Below are 23,081 nucleotides of genomic sequence, written 5' to 3' on the forward strand. Positions count from 1 at the left end.
TTTTGTTTTTATCCCAGAAAAAACGACTAATTAAAACCGTTTTCTCTTTGGCGTTCGACGTTGAGCCTGTTTCTGTTGACGCTTACGCCTGCCCATTTCCAGCTTCTCTTGCTGCGTTCGACGCGTAAAGGCTATTTTTGACATCCCCAAACGAGCACGAAGTTCGTTTACTTCTTTATTTGGCATTTCTACCCAGGTGCCCACTTTACATTCCGATGGCATAAACACAGAGCCGTAACGAACACGCTTCAGGCGATTAACCTCTACGCCTTGAGATTCCCACAAACGACGAACTTCACGGTTACGACCTTCCATCAAGCACACATAAAACCATTGGTTTCGCCCTTCACCGCCACCATGAACCACATCGGTAAATTGAGCCTTACCATCATCCAGCAACACGCCTTCTAATAAGCGCTTCACCATTGGCTCATCCACCTCACCATGAATACGGCATAAGTACTCACGATCAATACCAGTAGACGGATGCATTAACTTGTTGGCCAGCTCGCCATCCGTCGTGAACAGCAACAAACCTGTCGTATTCACATCCAAACGACCAACACTGATCCAACGCTGCCCTTTAATCTTAGGTAATCGCTGGAACACAGTCGGACGACCTTCAGGATCATCTCGCGTACACACTTCACCTTCAGGCTTGTTATAAATCAGAACTCGACACTGACCTTCTTCCAAAGCTTTTAAATCGACGCGACGATCATCAACAAATACCTGATCCCTGGAATCAATACGATCCCCAAGCTGGGCCACCTGGTCACCCACCTTAATACGCCCTTCAGTGATCCATCGCTCTATCTCACGGCGAGAACCAACACCAATTTGGCTCAACACCTTTTGTATTCTTTCTTTCATTACTCAACCTCTAGATACCTGCTTTATCCAACGTGCAGATATGAATTTTCTATAAAACTAGTTATTTTCTTCAGAATCCTCTTCTGAAGGACGCTCATTCAAAATAGCAGCCTGCTCAGCTAATTTCTGCTGAATAAGCGCCTGAATATCTGCTTCAGACATTTGATCGCCTGAAATCTGCTGACCAAATGCCCGCTCTGTCAATTGACTCTCTGCTGCCGAGTTATCAATCGGCTCCTGAGCTTCCTCTTCTCGATCAACCTCGGCACCGAACTGCTGATCTACTTCCGGATTTACTTCGTCATCGCCTACGGATATAAATTCAGGTGGCTCTAAAGCCTCTTCGTCTATTGATTCTTGATCAGCCAACAACTCTTGTTGCTCTAGTTCCTCGACAGAAGCTTCTAACTTATCGGCCCACTGGGCAAAACGGGACTTAAAGCTCTCACCCTTATCAGCCAGAGCTTTATCACGAGCAGCAGCCTCATTCTCATATTCTTTTATTAGATCACCTTCGGAACGAGACGACTCAACACTCAACTCATCAGAAGGCGCTTCCGTCTCTGCCTGCTGAGCTTGGAGCCACCAACCTGGCATATCAGAACCTTGTGATTCTTGACCTTCTAATTCCTCACCCTGTAGATTTTCATTTTGTAAGCCCCTATTTTGGAATTGAGGCTCATCCGATGCTTCGCTGCCTTTTTGAGCCTCTGGGTTACGAATCATTTTTTCAAACGCTGTATTAAAGCGATCAATGTCTTTCAACTCTTCTCTCGCCGCCAGTTCTTGCTGAAGCTCTTTCTCTTTCTGAGCGGCCTCTTTAGCTAAACGAATTTCTTCTTTATCCGCCTCTGAGACTTCTTCAATCGAAGCATCAATTGGCTCTTCAGTTTCCGGAATCAAATCCGCAGACTCACCATCAAACTCCGCACCCTCATCTTTTGAGTCAGACGCTATCGGTGGCTGATAATCATCACCAAAGTCGAATTCAGGATTAATCGATTCAAGATCCCGAACCTCAGAAAGCTCAGGCAACTCAGTGAGAGATTTCAGATTAAAGTAATCCAGGAACTTACTGGTAGTAGCATAAAGCGCCGGTCGACCAGGCACATCTTTATGCCCTACCACTCGAACCCATTCGCGCTCAAGTAACGTCCGAACAATATTACTGCTTACCGAGACTCCACGAATATCTTCAATATCACCACGTGTGATTGGCTGCCGGTAAGCGATCAGAGCCAAGGTTTCTAATAACGCACGAGAATATTTCTGAGGCTTTTCTTCCCACTGCTTAATAACATACGGAGCCACTTGCTCCGCCACTTGAAAACGATAACCAGAAGCGACTTCTTTTAATTCTATACCACGTGACTTATAACGTTTCGCCAGTTTTTGAAAAGCCGCACGAATATCCGTCGTATGAGGAACAATATCATCCTCACCAAAATAGCCTTTCACATCAGATATCGTAATGGCCTTACCTGAGACTAAAAGTGCACCCTCGATAATCTGCTCCAATAGCTTCGCCGTGATTTTATTCGTCATCGATATCGTCCTGTCTTTCCAATGCAACATCGCCATCTTCTGAAATATCGCTATCAGAATCATAGACTTCAGTCACCGCTTCCATTTCTGCGCCAGAATCCACATCCAAAGAAGACTCGTCTTCCATTACATTTTGCTTGGCACGAACATGAATCTCTCCAAACACATTGGCTTGCGACAACTCTACTAACGATTCTTTAACCAACTCCATGATCGCAAGGAAAGTCACCACAACTCCCATCTTCCCTTCGTCAGCACTGAATAAGGCCTTAAAAGAAACCAATTGACCAAATTTCAGCTGATTTAACACCTGAGACATCCGTTCACGCGTCGACAAAACCTCACGAGAAATATGGTGATGTTCAAACATTTCCGCCCGTTTCAATACATCCGACATCGCAAGTAAGACTTCACGTAAATCAACATCCGGATGTTGTTTTACATGTTCAAATTCGTCATCCCGAACCGGGGCCGTAATCACCTCTCGACCCACTCTTGGAATATCATCCAGATTTTCTGCAGCCACTTTGAAACGCTCATACTCCTGCAAGCGACGAATCAATTCAGCTCTAGGGTCTTCCTCTTCTTCTATATCTTCATTGTGTCTCGGCAATAAACTACGGGATTTAATTTCCGCTAACATCGCCGCCATCACCAAATATTCAGCCGCCAACTCAAAACGGGTCACCTTCATCAGCTCCACATATTCCATGTATTGGGCCGTGATTTGACTAATATTGATGTCCAGAATATCGATATTCTGTTTGCGAATCAGATAAAGCAGAAGATCAAGTGGCCCTTCGAACGCGTCAAGAAACACTTCGAGAGCTTCAGGCGGGATATATAGATCTTGAGGAAGTTCAGTAACAGGCTGTCCACCTACCTTCGCTAAAGGCAGCTGTTGCTGACTTGGCACATCAGATTGAGCAGAATCAGCCGCAACTGACTGACCTGCAGAAGTCTCAGAGACTAATTCGGTCTCTGATAGCTCTTCTACTTGCTCGATAGATTCAGGTAGGTCGGACATAGTATTCCTATTGTTTCCCAACAATCATTGATCAATACATCAATTGAATACAATTTTAAAAAAGAAAAACACCCTAGAAAGCAATAACTGCCGACCTAGAGTGCTTTAGGTTCAATAAATTGATTAACTACGGTATGAAAGCGCCATTGCATCGCGCACTTCAATCAAAGTCGCACGCGCTTCTTCGCGAGCCTTCTCACTGCCCTCTTTAATGATGTTTTTCACTAATTGAGGGTTGTTTTCATATTCCATTGCACGCTCATGAATTGGCGCTTGCTCTTTTAGTACTGATTCAATGATCGGTTTCTTACAATCCAAACAACCAATGCCAGCAGAACGACACCCTTTCTGTACCCAATCTTTTACATCTTCATCAGAATAGACTTCATGAAGCTGCCAAACAGGACACTTCTCAGGATCGCCCGGATCAGTCAAACGAACTCGCTGAGGATCGGTCATCATGCGTTTGATCTTTTCTTCAACCACTGAAGACTCTTCACGCAGAGCAATCGTATTGTTATACGACTTGGACATTTTCTGTCCGTCCAAACCAGGCATTTTAGACTCCGGGGTAAGCAGAGCTTGCGGTTCAGGTAAAATAACCTTGCCGCTGCCTTCCAAATAACCAAGTAAGCGTTCTTTATCACCCAAGGTGATGTTTTGCTGATCGTCCAGTAATGCACGGCCTTTAGCAAGTGCTTCCGTATCACCTTGCTCCATGAAACTCTTTCTCATGGACTTGTATAGCTTAGCCGCCTTTTTGCCCATCTTTTTAATGGCAGCTTCCGCCATATCTTCAAAGCCAGGTTCACGACCATAGATATGATTGAAACGACGAGCTAGCTCACGCGTCAATTCGATGTGTGACACCTGATCTTCACCCACCGGTACCTGACCGGCGCGATACATCAAAATGTCAGCGCTCTGCAGCAATGGATAGCCAAGGAAACCATAGGTAGACAGATCTCTGTCTTTAAGTTTCTCTTGCTGATCCTTATAACTAGGAACACGTTCCAACCAGCTTAATGGTGTCATCATAGACAACAACAAATGCAGCTCTGCATGCTCTGGAACCTTCGATTGGATAAACATAGTGGATGAACCAGGATTTACTCCCGCAGCCAACCAGTCAATAACCATATCCCAAGTATGATGCTCAATGTCGCTAGGATCTGCATAGTGCGTAGTTAATGCATGCCAATCGGCGACAAAGAAAAAGCAGTCGTAGTTGTGCTGCAGGTTTACCCAATTTTTCAATACACCATGGTAATGACCTAAATGCAGACGACCCGTAGGTCTCATACCTGACAAGATGCGGCGTTGCGAGTCCACCGTGTTTAACTCCTTTAACAGCTAATCGTAGAGTTTTTCACTCTTCTAATAATGCCAAAATCATGACTAAAACAACTCAAAATTTTGGTACCAAAATAAATAAAGCGCGCATTATAGCGCGATTATCTATTTGGAATCATGAGTTTTCTGGGGAATACATTAGAATTTATTACGGCTTTTTCATAAGCCTATTGAAATGAACTTAGATCTCCGGCGCCTTCCCGAATAATTTGAACTTCATCGTCTGACATATCGACCACGGAAGTCGCTTCAAAGCCACAAAAACCGCCATCAATAATTAAGTCCACCTGATTGCCAATGGTGTCTCGAATATCATAGGGATCAGTCATTGGCATATCTTCATTGGGGAGAATCAGCGTGGTCGAGATCAAAGGTTCATCAAAGGCCATCAACATCTCATGACAAATCAGGTTTTGAGAAACACGGATACCGATGGTTTTACGCTTAGGGTGAAGCACTCGCCTCGGGACGTCACGAGTGGCTCGCAAGATGAAAGTATAAGGCCCTGGCGTATGAGCTTTTAGTACTCGATACATATCATTATCAACACGAGCATAAGTCGCGATATCAGATAAGTCTTTACACATGAGTGTAAAGTTATGCTTATCATCGAGACGACGAATCATGCGGATACGATCAAGCGCCTTTTTATCCCCTAAGTGACAACCTAATGCATAGCCGGATTCAGTGGGATACACCACCACCCCGCCTTTTTTCAAAATTTCAGCCGTCTGCGTAATTAAACGCTTCTGAGGATTATCGGGGTGAATCTGAAAGAACTGGGTCATTCTGTCTACTCGTGAAGTACATTAATGTTCAATACCGTTATCTTTTGGAATCAACAATCACATAACAACATCTGGATTATTCAAAAGAAATAACATGTACAAACAGAATATACATTAAAATTAGTTAGTTATATTGATGTATGCCTTATTGGACAGACTTATTATTGCGTTTCTGCCATCGGCTGAATTTGAGAAAGCGCTTTTGGCTCTTTCAGTAAACTGTTATGAACAAAGTCTAGCCCAACCTCAGGTATATGACTGAACATTCCCAAATCAGACCAACTGGCGGCAGCATGGAAGTCACTGCCAAAAGAGGCCTGCATATCTCGCTTCTGGATTTGTCTCAACAACCATCCCGTATCGTCTTTGGTTTGACGACTACTCACCACTTCAATGGCATCACCATCCATGTCCCAAAAATCATCCATCAAACGAGATAATTTCGTTTTGGTCATTTTATACTTCATTGGATGAGCCAAAACGGCTTTACCTCCGGCTTCATGGATGCATTCAATGACATCACCAACGTTTGGCCAAATCAGTTTTATATCGCCAATTTTTCCAGCGCCAAGGTATTTGCCGAACGCCTTTTCGAAATCAGGAACTACACCACTATCAACTAACAACTTGGCAAAATGAGGACGACCTATCACACTTCCATTTGCAATGTCTTGCACTCGCTGAAGAACATCCGTTAAGCCAAGGTGTTTTTCTAACTTGGCAGAAATCGTTTCAGCCCGCTGCGCTCGAATTGCATCCTGAAAGGCTTCCGCCTTTATCATCGCTGGATGCTCAACATCGACACCTAGAGCCACCAAGTGAACATTTATTTTATCAATTCGAGCAGAAAACTCTGCGGCAGGAATTAACGTAATTCCTGCCTCATCTGCTAACGGTTTGCATTTGCGATAACCATTCAGCGTGTCATGATCAGAAACGGCCAACACCTCAATGCTATTTTGCTTAGCCAAATCAATCAGTTCCGCTGGAGATAGTGCACCATCGGAGACATTCGTATGGCAATGCAAATCAATATTATGTCGAAACTGCTGCATTTCAGCGGTTAACCCCTTCACTTCCAGTTAAAAACCTTTATCATTTTGCCATCAACCTGATTTTCAGGCTAACTGTTTCATCATCCATACTTTAATAAAGCTGTGTGCCGTTACTATGAAATTTCTGATCGACTTCTTCCCTATTGTAATTTTCTTTGCTGTCTATAAGTATACCAACGATATTATCCTTGCGACGGCCATACTGATTCCAGCAACTGCCCTTCAAATTTTGTATACCTGGATTAAGACCAAAACCGTTGAAAAAATGCACATCGTGACATTGGTTCTTGTACTGGTTTTGGGGGGATTAACCATCGCGTTAAATGATAAGACCTTCATTCAATGGAAACCTACTCTGGTTAACTGGTTGTTCGCTCTAGCCTTCCTTGGCAGCCAATTCATAGGAAAACGTACCATTATCGAAATGATGATGTCCGGCAATGTTGAATTACCAAAGCCTGTCTGGAAAAACCTTAACCTCTCTTGGGTAGCATTCTTCATCATTGCTGGTGCAGTAAATTTATACGTTGCTTATAACTTCAGCGAAGACACTTGGGTTAATTTCAAACTGTTCGGTCTGCTTGGAATGACCTTCATATTTGTAATTCTTCAAGGTATCTATATGACTCGACACATGAAAGACCTTAAAGAACTACCTAGCAAAGAAGCCAATGCAGACAAACTAGATTAATAATCTATCGCCTACTTTTATGATCCATCTCGTTTTTTTGGCGCAAAACTTTAATTTTTAAGGAAAGCTTGTTATATGTATTACGCAATTATTAGTCAGGATATTGAAAATAGTCTTCCTCTTCGTAAGGAAGCCAGACCAGCCCACCTTGCACGTTTAGAAGAGTTGAAAGCGCAAGGCCGACTTTTAGTTGCAGGGCCACATCCTGCCATTGATTCTGAAGATCCAGGTGAAAACGGTTTTTCAGGCAGTTTGGTAATTGCTGAATTTGACAGTTTGGAAGCAGCTCAGACTTGGGCTGATGCAGATCCTTATGTATCTGCGGGTGTATATCAATCAGTAATGGTTAAACCTTTTAAGAAAGTACTGCCTTAATGGAAACTCAAAGTTGATCGTTTTAGTGATCACCTGGCATATGGAAAAGGCACAAAAGCAATGAAACAACTTATAAAAATTCTAACCCTAGCTGGCTCAATGTTGGCTATGGATTTTGCAGCAGCACAAACAGCCTACATTAGAGATACCCTGTATGTCCCTCTGCGCAGTGGTCAAGGCACAAGCTTTCGAATTGTTCACAAGGGGCTGAAAACGGGATCAAAACTCAATGTTCTTGAGGTCTCAGAAGACGAAAAGTACACCAAAGTCGTTACGTCCAGAGGCATTGAGGGCTGGATTCAGAGCCAATATCTGAGTTATGAGCCAGTGGCAAGTATTAAACTTGCAGCTGCAGAAGCACAGCTGGCCAAATTAGCCGCCGAGAACAAAGAGCTGAACACCCGACGCAGTGAGCTGTCTGGTAGTAAGAGTGAATTGCAAAAGTCTGTTGTGATTCTGGAAAATGAAAACGCTGAATTATCGTCTGAATTGAAGCGCATCACTGAAATTTCAGCGAACGCCATCAAGCTCAATGAAGACAATCGCAAGCTGACTGAAAGCACTCAGCTCTTAAAAAACAAAATTGATCTTCTAGAAGCGGATAACCTACGCCTTCAAAACGACAGAACGAAAAGCATGTGGTTAACAGGTGCGTCCATTGCGTTTGTATTTACCTGTTTAGGCTGGATCATTGCCACTCGTAAGCGTAAAGACTCAGGCTGGGGTAACTCAGGCCTCTAACCTTAACTTTTTATTATTAGCCGAACTTCTCGTTCGGCTTTTTACTGTTCGTTATTTATTAAGATTGGAATTGGTATGAAACTATTCAAACAACACGCATCTCGTTTTATTACAGCACTTGCTCTTACGGCAGCATCTTTCGTAACTTACTCAGACACCATGCCAACGGTTGTCCTTGAAACCAACAAGGGTGACATCACCATCGAGCTGTACTCAGACAAAGCACCGAAAACCGTTGAGAACTTCTTAAAGTACGTTAACGACGGTTTCTATAACGGCGTAATTTTCCACCGTGTTATCCCTAACTTTATGATTCAAACGGGTGGCTTTACTCAATCCATGTCTCGCAAAGCGACGAATCAACCGATTGAAAATGAAGCTACCAACGGCCTTAGCAACACTCGTGGCACCATTGCAATGGCTCGTACACAAGCCATCAACAGCGCAACATCACAGTTCTTTATCAATAGCGTTGATAACCTATTTTTAGATCATAAAGGCAAGAGCACCCGCACCTACGGCTACGCTGTTTTCGGGAAAGTAACGGATGATAGCCTGTCAGTGGTTGACCAAATCTCACAACAGCCAACCACTTCTAAATCAGGTCATCAAAACGTACCTGTTTCGGACATCGTGATTGAGCGTGCTTATCAAGTCATCGAAGAAGCAGCTACAGTAGACGCGTCTGCACCAGCAGACTCTTAAGGTCAGTCTCGAAAAATGAGTGGGGCCTGAATCTTCAACCCCCACTCGCTCTTCGCTACTCTCAAGTGTCACGGCCATAGTATTGCGCTTCCTTTACCCGCCGCCTTTTAACTCTCATTTTCTTTCACGGCGTCCAGTCTTATAATCGCGCTTCCATTCGATAGTTAAGAAGTGCCTTATGCAACATGCTGATTTAATCTGGGACGAATCAGGAACTCCCTGCTCCACTCAATTTGATGACGTTTACTTTTCCAAAGTTGGCGGGCTGGATGAAACAAGGCATGTTTTCTTACAACACAATCAGCTGCCTGAACGCTTTGAAGCACTGGCACAAGAGAAAACTCACACCAGCTTTGTAGTGGCTGAAACCGGCTTCGGTACGGGTTTAAACTTCTTAGCCTGTTGCCAGCTCTGGCAACAGTATTTATCGAACAGCGAACACGAGCTGGTATTTATCTCAACCGAGAAATTCCCTCTTACACCTCACGACCTAAAGAAAGCGTTAGACGTTTGGCCCGAATTAAAAGAGTGGTCAGAGCCTCTACTGGAAGCCTATCCCAAAGTCTGTACAGGGCTTCAAACCCTGATGATCACACCTAGAATTCGCTTAATCATTGCCTTTGGCGATGCAGCAGACTCCTTTTCCAAAATCAATGCACAGGTGGATGCATGGTTTCTGGATGGGTTTGCTCCATCAAAGAACCCGGAAATGTGGTCTGATCACTTATTCGAGCAAATTCAACGACTCAGTGGCACCAATACAACCTTTGCTACCTTTACCGCTGCACGCCTGGTTAAAGACCTATTAACAAATCACGGTTTTAACTACAAAAAAGCAAAAGGGTTTGGTCGCAAACGGGACATGTTGCAAGGGCAGTTCTCTTCTGGAATTGAAGCCGCCATAACTAATAATACCCCAGCCAATACGGACGTGTGGTTTCAATACCCAACAGAAGGACTTTCAAACAAATCCCAGAAAACAGCCCTAATTATTGGAGCGGGATTATCCGGAGCTCATACAGCAAATGGATTAGCAAAGCGCGGCTGGAAGGTAACCGTTCTGGAGCAAGGCAAAACCGTTGCCTCTGGTGCTTCAGGCAATTACCAAGGGGTTTTATACACAAAGCCTTCGGTTCAGGAAACGAAGGAAGACAGCTTTTATCTGGCCTCTTTTCAGTATGCCGTTCAGCACTATAAGCAAGCGTTTTCTGATACGAATATCTGGCAACAAGCGGGCTTACTTCAGCTTGCACAATCAGAGAAAGAGTCCGAAAAGTTAAGCCGAGTCGAGCAAAAATACCAAGGTACTGGATTTAATAAAGCACTGCCTTTGGAAGAAGCCCATCAAATTACCGGCGTTAAACTAAACACAGATTACTCAGCCCTATTCTATCCAGATTCTGGCTGGGTCAATCCAGCAGCAGCCTGCCGGGCATTACTCGATCACCCGAACATTGATGTCATCTGTAATACCAAAGTCAGCTCTTTGGAAGAAACCGATCAAAAATGGATCGTTCACACCCAAGGTGAGCCTACAAACTCTCCACTTTCAGCAGACATCGTTGTTCTTGCCAGTGCCTGGGAAAGCAATCAGTTTACTCAAGCAGAACACCTGCCGTTAACTCCGATTCGCGGTCAAGTGAGCCAAGTTAAGACCGCATCAATACCATCCGTTAAAACACCCAACACGGTTATTTGCTCTGACTCTTATGTGACGCCTTGCGACCAAAACATGCTCAACTTCGGTGCTACGTTTGACCTGAAAGATTCAGCAATGGATTATCGCTCAGAAGATGTACAAACCAACCTTTCCAAGCTTGCAAGTATCTCTAACGAGTTTGAATCACTGCATGAGCTGGATGAGTCTGAGGTTTCGGGGAGAGCGTCTGTTCGATGTATTACCAACGACCGCCTACCGGTTGTGGGTATGCTCAATGATCACCACGCCATGATTGAACAATATCAGCAATTAAGAAAAGACCGGAAATGGCCCTATCAGGAATCAGGACGTTATCATCAAGGGCTGTACGTGAATCTCGGACATGGCTCAAAAGGACTGACAACCATTCCTCTTTGCTCTGAGATGTTGTGTGCTTTGATTGAGAGTGCACCACTGCCGCTAACACAAGATTTAGTGGATGCTCTCAACCCTAGCCGTTTTACCATCAGCGGCCTGATAAAGAAAAAATTCTAACCATTGAAAGACAAGGAGGCGAGATTATCAGCCTCCTGCTTTTTTAACCTGAAAACCTTTCGCTTTGAGAAGCTCAACCAATAGATCGCGCTGATCACCTTGAATTTCAATTACACAATCTTTCAAGGCACCACCCGTGCCGCACTTCTGTTTAAGTTCTTTAGCCAGCTTTTTAAGCTCATCTTTTGCAACCGGCACGCCCGTCACCAAAGTCACACCTTTTCCTTTACGCCCTTTAGTTTCCCGGCTAACACGAACAATACCATCGCCTTCTGGTATACCATCGTCCTGTCCGCAAATGCACTGTTCTACCGGTTGACCACATTCGGGACAAGCTCGTCCAAATTCTGTTGAAAAAACCAGCTTGGAGTTTTTCTGTCGTGCCATTAAGACGCCTCTTTTGACTTAGATTTGATTAGATCGATCGCTTGTTGCGTACGATTGGTTTCCAGCTTGATCGTACTTAGCTGATTATCCAGTTTTTCAATTGCTTCTGCATCAGTAAGCTTTGACTTAATTTCTTCCAATGCATTCAGCTGGTCGGTAAGTTCCTGACGATGCTGTCGAAGTCGTTCAAGCTCCGAGACACCTTCAGCCTTCTCAAACATCAAACTTTCCGGCGTTGCATCCAACTCTTCACGCGACTCTGATTTGCTTCGACCTTTGGGCATCACTTTTTGTTTAGGATCTAACGCTCGTTGATTCATAAAGCCCGGCGAAACAATTTCGACTCCATTACGGTGAAGAATCGACATTACATTTTTTCGAAGTAATGAACGTACCGTCACCAGCTGGCCCACATCCGTTAAAAAGCCCGCCACTTTGTAGCCCACAGAAAAGTCACCAAGATTGGTAACCAATACAAACGGATCGGTTAGCCCAGTATCAATGGCCGCTTCCTGTAATAGCGGTTCAATTTTCGAGGTTGCCACATCGTAACCTAGAGACAGTTCAACGGTAATAATGGTACCCGAGCTATGGACAACCGTGACCGGATTAGAAATCAGATAGAGATTTGGGAACGTCGTTAAGTCACGATCTTCTGTTTGAATTTCTGTATGGAATAAACCACGCTCAGTCACTCGACCAAAGCTGCCATTGATTCGAATAAAATCGCCCGGTTTATAGCTATTAACCAGACGAAGTAACAAACCAGACATGGCATTAGCCACAAAGGTAGTCGAAGACAGTGCGATTACACCCGTGAACACCACCCCTAACAAGCTTAACACCTGACCGCGAGTAGAATCAGACATAGGCAGCAATAAGATGATGGCTAATACAGCACTTATGCTAAGCAGCATCATCAATAACTGACGAGGTAATTTAGCTTCAGCCCCCAACCTTAAGCGTTTGCCCAAGAAAAACCAGTTCGCTAAAGAGAGCAAAAGAAAGACCAACGCAATTCCGAATAACATCGGTAGGAAGTCACGCGCGATCTCAAAATAATTAGTAAAAACGTCCATGTAAACTCCATCAATAAAAAGGCATTACAAAAACTGCTGTAATGATCAAACCTATTCTCTAACTAGGAACATTTAAAGTTAAGCACAGACACTGGAAAAAATGGCACCGGTTAGCTTAGCCAGATCGCCCGCAGACAGTTCAATTTCTAATCCTCGGCGTCCGGCACTCACGTAAATACTTTCGAACGTCTGGGCAGATTCATCGATAACCATCTTCAGACGTTTCTTCTGACCTAACGGACTGATGCCGCCAACTACATAGCCTGTTGCTCTTTCCGCATCCTGAGGATTAGCCATCACCGCTTTCTTGCCTTTGAAGGCAGCAGCACATCGTTTCAAATTCAACAAATGGCTTACTGGTAACACAGCCACAACCAATTCTTTATCAACTTCCGCTAACAACGTTTTAAAAACACGATTTGAAGATATACCGAGTTTCTCTGCGGCTTCCTCACCATAAGATTCAGCAGTGCTGTCATGCTCATATTGGTGAGTCTGAAACGAAATTTTTGCTTTCTTTGCTGCATTAATTGCTGGGGTCATATCCTTAACCTAACTGTTACTACTAAAAACCAGAATCCACTCGCCAGCCCAGCTGACAATTTAATACCGCCATACAAGAGCTCGCATTATAAGGAAGTCATAGCTGAATTCGTAGGTTCTGCTTTCATAGAAGGCTACAATAGCCAAAAATTCCAAATCAGCTTCTTATAGACGGGATCTCCAAATGAATGAATTACCACTTCCTGAAGGCCACCATCAAGTTTCACCAGGACTTTATCAACACTACAAAGGCCCTCAGTATCGAGTTTTCGGAACCGCTCAGCACAGTGAAACGGAAGAATGGGTCGTTGTTTATCAAGCCTTGTATGGCGAACAAGGTTTTTGGGTGAGACCTCTCGACATGTTTACAGAAACTGTAACGATTGATGGTGAAACAAAACCCCGTTTCCAAAGAATCGGTAACTAGTCTCCCCAACACGTTCTACCTATTCTTCTACACAACTCATAAAGACAATTATCTTAAAAGATGTCTTTATGAGTCACCTTTGTTCCTAGACGTACACTTTCTTTACATCCCTATAAAACGCAATGAAATACCTAACTAAAGTTGGGATTACCTCTTTTCGTTCATTTTGATAAATTGTCAGACAATCCAACATCAAGATCTAATAATGATCCATAGGAGGAAAAGATGTCAGAGATAAATAACACAGAAAAAAACAACGCAGACAATAACCCCAAAGACAAAAGCTACTGGGCCACAGTGAAAAAGTATTGGTACTTGGTGACTTTTGTTGCACCAGCTGCTCTTTTAGTGACTGCGCTATTAGCCGCAATAACCGGTCAAGGTGCTTGGTTGTGGGGCTTCACGGCTATTTTCTTTGTCATCATTCCTATCGTTGATACGATTGTTGGCGAAGACCCATACAACCCTTCCAAGGAAGAAGAAACTGAACTTAGCACCAACGACAACTACTACAAAAATATCCTCTACCTAGCGACAGCAGCTCAATGGGCAGGCCTTATCACAATGACCTATGTAGTCACTCAATACAGTTGGGCCTGGTACGACATTCTAGGGGCGGTATTAAGTGTCGGAGCATTACATGCGGTTGGCTTAACCATCAGTCATGAGTTAGGTCACAAGGTCAGAGACAAACACCAAACGCTAGCAGCCAAGATTTGCTCAGCGTGCAGTGGCTATGCCCATTTCAATATTGAACACAACAAAGGTCATCACAAACACGTTGCAACACCTGAAGACCCCGCCTCTTCCCGCATGGGCGAATCTCTGTATAAGTTTGCACTTCGCGAAATTCCAGGCGCGGCACAGCGCGGCTGGAAACTGGAAGCCGATCGGTTGAAGCGTCTGAACAAGTCATTCTTCTCGAAAGACAATGAGCTGCTACAAACTCTGGCAATCACGTTTGTTGCCTATGGTCTTATGACAGCCGCGTTCGGCTGGATGGCTCTACCTTTCTTGCTACTGACCGCCGCCTACGGCTGGTTCCAGCTCACCATGGCAAACTATATCGAGCACTACGGCTTACTTCGTCAGAAAAATGAAGATGGTCGCTATGAGCGTTGCCAACCAAAACACTCTTGGAATAACAACTTCAAAGCAACCAACCTGATTACGCTGCATCTACAACGTCACTCAGACCACCATGCACACCCCACCCGTGCATATCAAATTCTTAGAGACTATCCAGAAGCACCTCAGTTGCCCCATGGTTACCCTGCAATGATGGCTTTATCGATGGTGCCACCACTCTGGAAAATGGTGATGGACCCTCGTGTCGTGGAATGGGCAAAGGGTGATATGTCATTGGTCAACATGGATTCGGCGAGTAAGAGCCGGATGTTCCAAAAATATCACAAGCCTCAACATGCCATAGCTTCCTAACTAACACTTAGTGCGCTACCACTTGAGAGCTCACGTTAACGCAGTATACGAGGTAACTAGATGAGCAAATTTAAATGCCCGGATTGTGGCTATATCTACGATGAAGAGGTTGGCTGCGAAGAAGAAGGTTATGCCGCAGGAACTGAGTGGCAGGACATTCCAGACGATTTCCCTTGCCCTGAGTGCTTCGTAAGGGATAAACCGGACTTTGTCGAAATTGACTGAATTACTAAAAACGGAAACACGTTTAGAAAAAAATTGAATAGCGAGGATGATTATGGAATTCAGGAAGTATCAGTGCCAATGCTGCGACTTGTACTACGACGAAGCGGAAGGATGGCCGGATGAAGGCATTCCGCCTGGTACCAGATGGGAAGACGTTCCAGAAGAATGGACGTGCCCTGATTGCTCTGCCTCAAAAGACGATTTTGCATTGATCGCTTAGAGGGCTCTTAAGAGACTGTTTAAAGTTCGTCGATAGAATACGTTTTCTTGTTATCTTAATGATGACCCGCCCCAATTTTTGGGGCTTTTTTAGTTTCGGTGTGTCACATTTCTTGCGACACACCTCATATTCTCATCAAAACAATTGTTTTAATCTCAAAGACATTATCTTCGACTAAGCTTATCTATTATCAGATCAAGAAATGTTTCAATGGATTGAACATGCCTAAGCTCCGTTTTTCGATAAAAATACACATCACCACCCTGTTTCTCACCCTCATATTTACCCTCGGCGGTGTTCTTGCCTGGTTCAACTACCTTAAAGTCTCAGAAATTCTCATTAGCACAAGTAATCGCCTCTTTGATCACCTTGCCGATGAAGTAACGGACGCCATAGAAAACGATTACTTCAGTGTGATTAGTAATATCAAGATGCTGGCAGAAACCGATCTTCCTTCTCGGGAAACCTACATGGAACGGTCGCAATATGAAGCTGCAATGATTGCGTTACTCGATAACAGCCCAAGAATCGCAGCTATCTCATTAGGGTATGCCGATGGGGATTATTTCATCATTCGAGCCATCGTAAGTGAGCACATGAAAAAGCAGTTTAATGCACCAGAGCTCGCCCACTTCATGGTGGATCACATAGAATCAGACGAATCGCCCAGAAAGATTCGTCGTAAATTTCTCTCTCAATCCAAAGAACTCATTAACGAAATCATCTACCTGGATACGGAATACAATCCAACGGTCAGACCTTGGTTCACACTGGCAACAAAAACAGACAAGCCTGTCACCACCGAGCCGTATCTTTTCTATTTCATTGGGAAACTGGGCATCACCATCTCCTATGAAGATAAGAAGACGGGAGCCGTTATTGCGGCGGACCTGACGCTGGACGAGCTCAGTAAACAACTGGCAAGCACCTATCTCACACCCAGCTCGCAAATTCTGTTAATCGATGCAGAGAAAAACCTTGTCGCCTATCAGGATATTGATAAGGTCTTGAAATTTGATACATCAGGACATCTGAAGCAATCCACCGTAGCCGATCTTTATGCACCAGAAATTAGAGAATTTCTTTCTCTCTCAGATATGGATCTCACCAGTAAAAATGCCGCCTACAAAGAACATTCTTTTTCTCTAAATGGCACAAACTGGTTTGGTGCCATGACATCCATTCCTATGAGCGACAACCACATGTCACTTATTGTCTTGTCACCAGAGCATGAACTTTTAACCGAAGCGACTAATATACGAAACTCCTCAACCATCATTACCGCAGTCATTCTGATGTTTGCGTTGCCATTAACCTGGCTACTGGCAATACGAGTGGCGAAACCTCTGACGGAACTCACCTCTGAATCTGAACGCATCAAAGATCTGGACTTCCAGCAAAGACCCGCCGCCCGTTCTTTTGTGTCTGAGATTGATGAGTTGTCGAAATCCATGAACAGCATGCGAGGTACCATCAACCAATTCATCAAACTCGTAAATACCGTTACCAGTGAACAAGAACACACTAAGATTTTAAATACAGTTGCACAGGAAACACGTAAAGCCGGGCAAGCCAAGTCGGTCGCCATTTACTTGTGTAATGAAAAACAAAGTACACTCACTCAAGCTTGCATCAATTACAAAAATAGCCATACAAAGGATGGACATACGATTTCAAGAAATTATGCCATCGACGACCAACCGGCCGTCATCAGCCGATGCATTGAACAGCGCAGTCTACAAACCAATAATTACACCCTTGCAGATACCCACACCCCAAATCTTGTTGACGACATCATTCTCTCCACCGAGCTCACCTCTTCAGACATTGTGTCCATTCCACTTCTGGACCGAAAACAAGAATTGATTGGCATTATGGTGATGGTGTTTGAACGGGAGGCCAATAAAGCCTCTATCAGTCAAAGTAAGATCAGTTTCGCTCAGGCTCTCGCCGGTTTCTGTGCAGAATCCTTAGAGAAAAACCAGTTATATAACGATCAAAAGCAACTGCTTGAGTCCTTCATTAAGCTAATGGCAGGCGCGATTGACGCCAAGTCGCCTTATACTGGCGGTCACTGCCAGCGTGTCCCCGAATTAGCCAAACTACTCACTCAAGCAGCCTGTGACGACTCGGATGTCTTTAACGACTTCACCATGAACGAAGAAGAATGGGAAGCGCTGCATATTGCGAGTTGGCTCCATGACTGCGGTAAAGTTACAACACCTGAATACGTGGTCGACAAAGCTACTCGTCTGGAAACCATTTACAACCGAATCCACGAGATTCGCACGAGAGTAGAAGTCCTTAAACGCGACGCCTTGATTGAGCACCATCAACAACGCGTCGAATTAGCTCAACAAGGCGTATTGACTGAAGACAAGGAAGCACAATTATCTCAAGCGCTGTCGAAGACTTTATCAGCCTTGGACGAAGAATTTGCTTTTATCGCCGAATGTAACTCCGGTGATAAATTTATGGATCAGGAAGCCATCGACAAACTTCACCAGATAGCTAATCGTACTTGGCAGCGAACCATCAGTGATCGCCTAGGTATCTCCTGGATTGAACGAAATCTCAAAGATGCAGAGCCTGAAACCAAGCTCCCTATCACCGAAAAGTTGTTGGATGATCGAGTGGATCACTTAATTCCCAGAAGCGATAACAACACGCTGGATGAAAACAATCCATTGGGTTTCAAAATGACACCACCCAAACTGAAATTCAATCGAGGCGAGCTGCATAATCTATCGGCTCGAACAGGCACATTAACGGACGAAGAGCGCTTCATCATCAACGATCACATCATTCAAACCATCATCATGCTTAACGAACTGCCCTTCCCGAAACACCTGCAAGACGTTCCTGACATTGCAGGCAATCATCATGAGCGCATAGACGGAAAGGGGTATCCAAGGCAAAAAACGGGCGAAGAGATGTCAGTGCAATCCAAAGTCATGGCCATCGCGGACATTTTCGAAGCTTTAACCGCTTGTGATCGTCCGTACAAAGAAGCAAAGCCTCTCAGTGTGGCTCTAAAAATCATGAAGAATATGGCCAACGAAGGTCATATTGATCCGGATCTATTTAAGCTCTTCATCAAATCAGGAACCTATCTGACGTACGCTAAGCGCTTCCTCGAAACCAAACAAATAGACGCCATCAATGAAGAAGACTTCCTATAGTCAATAATCAGACTTTTAACGATAGTCAAACCGGCGGTAAAACAAATCTCCCGTCGGTTGACTTAAAACTCCTCTGAAAAGGAAAATTTAATAATACTCAGCCGGTCGTTTACCAGCAGCGTATTCATAAAGCCGAGGCAGTTCGCTCAACGACTGTTCTTCGTTATCCGTAAGAACATACGGGTTACGAGTCTCCCCTTCTAAATAGCCATCAATACCGAATAGGTAATGCTGATTCAGTAAATGCCCCCAAGCCAACAACCCTTTTTTCTCATAAATCGGCCCATCGATTTCGACATAATCTTCTTGTCCTTTTAATGGAGATAACACACCTAAGCGAGCCACCAAATCAAACTCATTGGCAAAATTTTCAATGTAGGGAAGCCCAATAAGCTTGCCAGATGCATCGTGGACTTGAGTGATGTAATTCATTTTATCCGCACAATTTGCAAAGGTATAAACTTCTAGCTTTCTCAGGAGCTCCGTTAGGTTCTGATCGACTGCCGCACAATCGCATTGTTTCAGATAGTCGGTATACAAAATATTCAACGCCAACTCATCAATTACATCCAACAGCAATTTCGGTTTGGCATCTGGCTCTTTCGTCAAGCGTTTGATGTTGCTTAAGCACCGCTGCAAAGCTCGTAACACATTCGCCGCAATAATCGTCCCCTGAGAGTGGCACAACAGGACAACTTTCGAACGAGCAGGATCTTTCAGCGCCTCCAAAATGGCAACCGTCGCCTTGATTGCTGGCTCTGTCATGGTTTGAGATTCATCTAACGACGGATCGGTCTTGAAGGATTTACCAATCGCACACTGCAGTAAATCCAATGCCACAGAATCCGTTTGATTATGAATCACAGTCACCGGACGCAAGAACAGCTCGCTGATCAACGCCGAATTCATTTCAGCGACGGCTTGATTCGTCGCAATCCCATTTAAGAAGAACCAATGTTCATCCGAATAACTGGTCACACAGTCAAAGGGATCGGCTTGTTGAAAGTAGTTGCTTGGCCGCCAGAATAGCTCTCGCATTAGCGGTGGTAACAAGGTGCTGGCCCAAGGCCCCGGCGCATGGGCAAAGGCGGGTACAGACGTATCAATCAAATAATCTATGGCCCGAAGCGGACGCCAAGGACTGAGTACTGTGTACTCCGAAAGGTCTCGATGTGGTGGCAACCAGCTTTTAACCGAGCCAAAAATAGAATTGAAATACAAAGGAGGGAAAAACTTCAGCGCCTCTAATGCGACTTTAGTGAGAACCTCGTAGTCATTGGGCTCTTTGACTGAGTTCACCTTCAATTCAGTATTAAAGACTTTCGCGATATTGGGATTAAGCTTGGAGGTTTCTTTGGGTGATTCTGATACTGCTTCTGCGGTTTCGTCAGTCATGAGTTGCTCCTTGAACTTGGGTAGGTGACGAAGAAAAATGGCTCGAAAACCCGTACAACAGAACCGGTACAGCACTCAAAGATGCTACCTAGTTAGCAAGGAAAACACAGTAAGAGATTAGCATTAAACGTCGAACGAGATACCCCGTTTAATAATTGCCGCTCAGATTAGGAGAAAAACCCACTTGTTGGAAACGTCTGACGTCTGAGCCAGGCTCAAATATTTCCTGACACTCATCTTGAATAAAATCCATCAGCATAGAAGCACGATTGGTCAATAACTGTCGACGATACCAAACGGCAAATATTTCTCGTGGTGCTCCAAACCAGTTCGGCATTACATTAACCAAACGCCCTTGTTTCAACTCTTCAATGATTTCATTGATCGGCAATAGACTAACGCCCAAACCATCCAAGACAAATAACTTGGACACCCTCATCTCATTGGAAGTCACTCTCGCTGTGGGAGGAAGAAAGTCATGAATGCCTAATGACGTTCCGTGGTCATCAAGTTGTTCCAATTTCCATCTCGTTAACGGATTACTCATGATTACATGACATTGCGACAATGCATCCAGCGAATTCAAAGTTCCAATCTTAGCGGCATAATCAGGTGCCGCCACAACCAATGCCCTACTCTCACCTAATTTACGATGACTTAGTTCAGAGTCGTGTTGAGGCCCTATACGAATACCAAAGTCCGCACCAGACGCCAGAAAGCTGGTTAATTCATTACGCATTTCCAGTTCGACTTGAATCTCTTGGTGCTCTGCCATAAACCGTGAAAACATCGGCTGCAAGGTGCTGGCCACAATCGTCAAAGGCGCTAACACTTTCACCTTTCCCTTTTGACCGGAAACATCGCGACTGAAGTTATCCAACAACGAATTTAACGACTCCACCAAATAAGCACTTTGCTGATAAAGCTCCTGTCCTTCATTCGTCAAAGTGAACTGATGGCTGCTTCGATGGACTAACCGACACATAAGAGATTGTTCTAGCGCTTTCAAGCGACGACTGACGGTCGCAGCAGGCAAACCTAAAACCCGACTGGCCTCTTTCAAGCTTCCAGAGCGAACAATCACCACAAACAGAGAAATATCATCAAGCACAACTAGATTCCATAAATGAAATTAAAGCTTTCATTTTAATACATAGATTTCAAATTCGTAATTAACTATCTTATCAACACTGAAATTTAGGAGGAAACCAATGAAACACCGACTCGTCTTTACTGCCATCATGTCATTTTTCTTATCGTCATTGATGAGTCTGTGGGTGACTTACTTGAACTTGGGCATCACACCCAACTTCATCGCTCAGTGGATTCATGCCTTCTCACTGGCTTGGCCGGCAGCAGCCGTTATTGCATTTTTTGTAGGGCCTATTGCGCAGAAAATTACGCTTAGGTTGTTGAAGAGCTAACTTTCCCAATAATCCATCGGTTTTTGTGCATCAGACACCGGTAGCCACTTATCCATGACGCAGCAAGCGGTCATATCACCAGAGACATTGAGTGCAGTTCGACTCATATCCAAGATACGGTCGACACCTAGGATCAAGGCAATCCCCGCTCCTGGCACACCGACACTTTCAAGTAAGGTAGCCAAGATGACGATACCAACCCCCGGTGTACTCGGTGCACCGATGGAAGCGCCAACCGTGGTCAGCATCAGCAGAATCATCGCGCTGGTGCTGAGTTCAATACCGAAGGCTTGGACAAGGAAAATAGCTGCTATGGTTTGATAAAGCGCAGTTCCGTCCATATTAATGGTCGCGCCCAGAGGCACCACAAACTGACCAATTGATGGGTTTACCTTGAGGTTTTCTTCGGACGTCTTCAAAGACAAAGGCATAACCGCTGCCGAACTGGATGTAGAAAACGCCAAAAGCTGAACCGAACGAATTTCTTTTAAGAATTGAATGGGCGAACGTCCGGCAATGACTTTCACTACCAATAAGTAAAAGCATAAGAGCACTATAAGCCCCAATAACACCGTAAGAACATAGACGGACATCCCTAACAGGGCATCGAGTCCAATCTTAATGGTGATGTCGCACAGCAACCCAAATACAGCATAAGGTGCCAGCATCATCGCCCAACTAACCACTTTCATTGTGATCGACTGTACACTGTCCAACACCTGAAGCATTAACTTGGCTTTGCGTTTCGGCAACGCAATCAAGGCAACGCCCATGATCACGGCATAGACCACCAATTGCAGCATACTCTGGTCTAGAGCCGCTTGAGTCATGCTTTCCGGGAACAAAGACACCAATCGTTCGGGCACAGAAATATTGAGAGCTTCCGTTGCTGGTGCTTTAGCCGGATCGACGCTGGAGAGCAAAGAACCATCGATAAAGCGGCCAGGCTCTATCCAGGTTGCCAAGGCTGCGCCTATGGTTACAGCCACACAGGTAGTTAATACAAAGTACGGAAAAATACGTAAACCAATACGCTTCAGATATTCAGGATCGCCCGCTGTTGCAACGCCCAGCATGATCGAACTCATCACCAGAGGAATCACCACCATTTGAATCATGGCGAGGAAAACACTGCCAGGTAATTTCACCCATTCCGCTACTACATCAGCAGTTTCAGCTGCCAGTAAACCACCGCCTTGTGGCGATAACACAAGCCCAACAGCAATGCCTAGAATCAACGCCAGAATGATTTGAGCCCATAGCTGACTGCGAATCATCACCTTGATGGATTTCAGACTGTTATCAAACGGTTGATACCAGGAATGTGTGTCTGTCATACCTTTGATTTCCCTATCGTCCTTGGCATTCCATTAAATTTGGGACTCCATGAAATTGCGAATTCCATTAAAGAT

The 23,081-nt window shown here is 44.5% G+C and carries 23 protein-coding genes; 11 read left to right on the forward strand and 12 right to left on the reverse strand.

Going from position 1 to position 23,081, the window contains the following annotated elements; translation table 11 throughout:
* Window positions 1–30: 30 nt before the first annotated feature.
* The 6 genes from rluB to ACFOEK_RS20355 all read right to left on the reverse strand — a co-directional run bounded on the left by rluB (window position 31) and on the right by ACFOEK_RS20355 (window position 6,641).
* Complete coding sequence (gene rluB / locus ACFOEK_RS20330) at window positions 31–873, reverse strand: 23S rRNA pseudouridine(2605) synthase RluB (RefSeq protein WP_386723323.1); 843 nt, start codon at window positions 871–873, stop codon at window positions 31–33.
* Between the two features lie 57 nt (window positions 874–930).
* A complete protein-coding gene (gene scpB, locus ACFOEK_RS20335) occupies window positions 931–2,418 on the reverse strand; it encodes an SMC-Scp complex subunit ScpB (protein ID WP_386723324.1) in 1,488 nt (495 codons plus the stop codon).
* Complete coding sequence (locus ACFOEK_RS20340) at window positions 2,408–3,445, reverse strand: segregation and condensation protein A (protein WP_386723325.1); 1,038 nt, start codon at window positions 3,443–3,445, stop codon at window positions 2,408–2,410. Before ACFOEK_RS20340 ends, scpB begins: the two co-directional genes overlap by 11 nt.
* A gap of 123 nt (window positions 3,446–3,568) precedes the next feature.
* Window positions 3,569–4,777, reverse strand: a complete 1,209-nt coding sequence (locus ACFOEK_RS20345) for a tryptophan--tRNA ligase (protein WP_386723326.1) — start codon at window positions 4,775–4,777, stop codon at window positions 3,569–3,571.
* 188 nt (window positions 4,778–4,965) lie between these two features.
* On the reverse strand, window positions 4,966–5,586 hold the full coding sequence (locus ACFOEK_RS20350; RefSeq protein WP_386723327.1) for an L-threonylcarbamoyladenylate synthase: 621 nt from the start codon (window positions 5,584–5,586) through the stop codon (window positions 4,966–4,968).
* A gap of 161 nt (window positions 5,587–5,747) precedes the next feature.
* Window positions 5,748–6,641, reverse strand: coding sequence for a PHP domain-containing protein (locus ACFOEK_RS20355; protein ID WP_386723328.1), 894 nt, complete (start codon window positions 6,639–6,641; stop codon window positions 5,748–5,750).
* 115 nt (window positions 6,642–6,756) lie between these two features.
* On the opposite strand from ACFOEK_RS20355, the gene ACFOEK_RS20360 reads away from it, so the two are divergent.
* The 5 genes from ACFOEK_RS20360 to mnmC all read left to right on the forward strand — a co-directional run bounded on the left by ACFOEK_RS20360 (window position 6,757) and on the right by mnmC (window position 11,347).
* A complete protein-coding gene (locus tag ACFOEK_RS20360; protein ID WP_386723329.1) occupies window positions 6,757–7,332 on the forward strand; it encodes a septation protein A in 576 nt (191 codons plus the stop codon).
* 75 nt (window positions 7,333–7,407) lie between these two features.
* Window positions 7,408–7,707 carry a YciI family protein gene (locus ACFOEK_RS20365; protein ID WP_386723330.1) on the forward strand — a complete coding sequence of 100 codons (300 nt, stop codon included), beginning with the start codon at window positions 7,408–7,410 and terminating at the stop codon, window positions 7,705–7,707.
* Between the two features lie 60 nt (window positions 7,708–7,767).
* Window positions 7,768–8,448: a TIGR04211 family SH3 domain-containing protein gene (locus tag ACFOEK_RS20370; RefSeq protein ID WP_386723331.1), complete on the forward strand. Its 681-nt coding sequence runs from the start codon at window positions 7,768–7,770 to the stop codon at window positions 8,446–8,448.
* A 159-nt stretch (window positions 8,449–8,607) separates the two neighbouring features.
* Window positions 8,608–9,153 carry a peptidylprolyl isomerase gene (locus ACFOEK_RS20375; protein WP_386723414.1) on the forward strand — a complete coding sequence of 182 codons (546 nt, stop codon included), beginning with the start codon at window positions 8,608–8,610 and terminating at the stop codon, window positions 9,151–9,153.
* A 178-nt stretch (window positions 9,154–9,331) separates the two neighbouring features.
* Window positions 9,332–11,347 (forward strand): bifunctional tRNA (5-methylaminomethyl-2-thiouridine)(34)-methyltransferase MnmD/FAD-dependent 5-carboxymethylaminomethyl-2-thiouridine(34) oxidoreductase MnmC, encoded by a 2,016-nt coding sequence (gene mnmC / locus ACFOEK_RS20380; protein ID WP_386723332.1) that lies wholly within the window; start codon window positions 9,332–9,334, stop codon window positions 11,345–11,347.
* Between the two features lie 27 nt (window positions 11,348–11,374).
* Here the strand turns inward: mnmC and ACFOEK_RS20385 are convergent, their stop codons facing one another.
* From ACFOEK_RS20385 to ybaK, 3 genes are all read right to left on the reverse strand, one after another.
* The gene (locus ACFOEK_RS20385) at window positions 11,375–11,734 is read right to left on the reverse strand and encodes a translation initiation factor Sui1 (RefSeq protein WP_386723333.1); all 360 of its coding nucleotides are present in this window, start codon (window positions 11,732–11,734) and stop codon (window positions 11,375–11,377) included.
* Window positions 11,734–12,813 carry a mechanosensitive ion channel family protein gene (locus ACFOEK_RS20390; RefSeq protein ID WP_386723334.1) on the reverse strand — a complete coding sequence of 360 codons (1,080 nt, stop codon included), beginning with the start codon at window positions 12,811–12,813 and terminating at the stop codon, window positions 11,734–11,736. Before ACFOEK_RS20390 ends, ACFOEK_RS20385 begins: the two co-directional genes overlap by 1 nt.
* Before the next feature lie 78 nt (window positions 12,814–12,891).
* Complete coding sequence (gene ybaK / locus ACFOEK_RS20395; RefSeq protein WP_386723335.1) at window positions 12,892–13,356, reverse strand: Cys-tRNA(Pro) deacylase; 465 nt, start codon at window positions 13,354–13,356, stop codon at window positions 12,892–12,894.
* 184 nt (window positions 13,357–13,540) lie between these two features.
* On the opposite strand from ybaK, the gene ACFOEK_RS20400 reads away from it, so the two are divergent.
* The 5 genes from ACFOEK_RS20400 to ACFOEK_RS20420 all read left to right on the forward strand — a co-directional run bounded on the left by ACFOEK_RS20400 (window position 13,541) and on the right by ACFOEK_RS20420 (window position 18,850).
* Window positions 13,541–13,783: a DUF1653 domain-containing protein gene (locus ACFOEK_RS20400; RefSeq protein ID WP_386723336.1), complete on the forward strand. Its 243-nt coding sequence runs from the start codon at window positions 13,541–13,543 to the stop codon at window positions 13,781–13,783.
* 225 nt (window positions 13,784–14,008) lie between these two features.
* Window positions 14,009–15,223, forward strand: a complete 1,215-nt coding sequence (locus ACFOEK_RS20405) for an alkane 1-monooxygenase (RefSeq protein ID WP_386723337.1) — start codon at window positions 14,009–14,011, stop codon at window positions 15,221–15,223.
* Between the two features lie 60 nt (window positions 15,224–15,283).
* A complete protein-coding gene (locus ACFOEK_RS20410) occupies window positions 15,284–15,448 on the forward strand; it encodes a rubredoxin (RefSeq protein ID WP_386723338.1) in 165 nt (54 codons plus the stop codon).
* A gap of 52 nt (window positions 15,449–15,500) precedes the next feature.
* A complete protein-coding gene (locus tag ACFOEK_RS20415) occupies window positions 15,501–15,668 on the forward strand; it encodes a rubredoxin (RefSeq protein ID WP_386723339.1) in 168 nt (55 codons plus the stop codon).
* A 221-nt stretch (window positions 15,669–15,889) separates the two neighbouring features.
* Entirely contained in the window at window positions 15,890–18,850 is a 2,961-nt protein-coding gene (locus tag ACFOEK_RS20420; protein WP_386723340.1) for an HD domain-containing phosphohydrolase, read from the forward strand.
* A gap of 87 nt (window positions 18,851–18,937) precedes the next feature.
* On the opposite strand, the gene ACFOEK_RS20425 is transcribed toward ACFOEK_RS20420, so the two are convergent.
* Entirely contained in the window at window positions 18,938–20,245 is a 1,308-nt protein-coding gene (locus ACFOEK_RS20425; RefSeq protein ID WP_386723341.1) for a hypothetical protein, read from the reverse strand.
* Between the two features lie 148 nt (window positions 20,246–20,393).
* Window positions 20,394–21,356 carry a LysR family transcriptional regulator gene (locus ACFOEK_RS20430; protein ID WP_386723342.1) on the reverse strand — a complete coding sequence of 321 codons (963 nt, stop codon included), beginning with the start codon at window positions 21,354–21,356 and terminating at the stop codon, window positions 20,394–20,396.
* 100 nt (window positions 21,357–21,456) lie between these two features.
* On the opposite strand from ACFOEK_RS20430, the gene ACFOEK_RS20435 reads away from it, so the two are divergent.
* Complete coding sequence (locus tag ACFOEK_RS20435; RefSeq protein ID WP_386723343.1) at window positions 21,457–21,669, forward strand: DUF2798 domain-containing protein; 213 nt, start codon at window positions 21,457–21,459, stop codon at window positions 21,667–21,669.
* Here ACFOEK_RS20435 and ACFOEK_RS20440 read toward each other — a convergent pair.
* Window positions 21,666–23,006 (reverse strand): dicarboxylate/amino acid:cation symporter, encoded by a 1,341-nt coding sequence (locus ACFOEK_RS20440; RefSeq protein ID WP_386723344.1) that lies wholly within the window; start codon window positions 23,004–23,006, stop codon window positions 21,666–21,668. The genes ACFOEK_RS20435 and ACFOEK_RS20440 overlap by 4 nt on opposite strands.
* Between the last annotated feature and the right edge of the window lie 75 nt (window positions 23,007–23,081).

It is taken from the genome of Litoribrevibacter euphylliae (assembly GCF_042646085.1).
GTDB lineage: Bacteria > Pseudomonadota > Gammaproteobacteria > Pseudomonadales > Litoribrevibacteraceae > Litoribrevibacter > Litoribrevibacter euphylliae.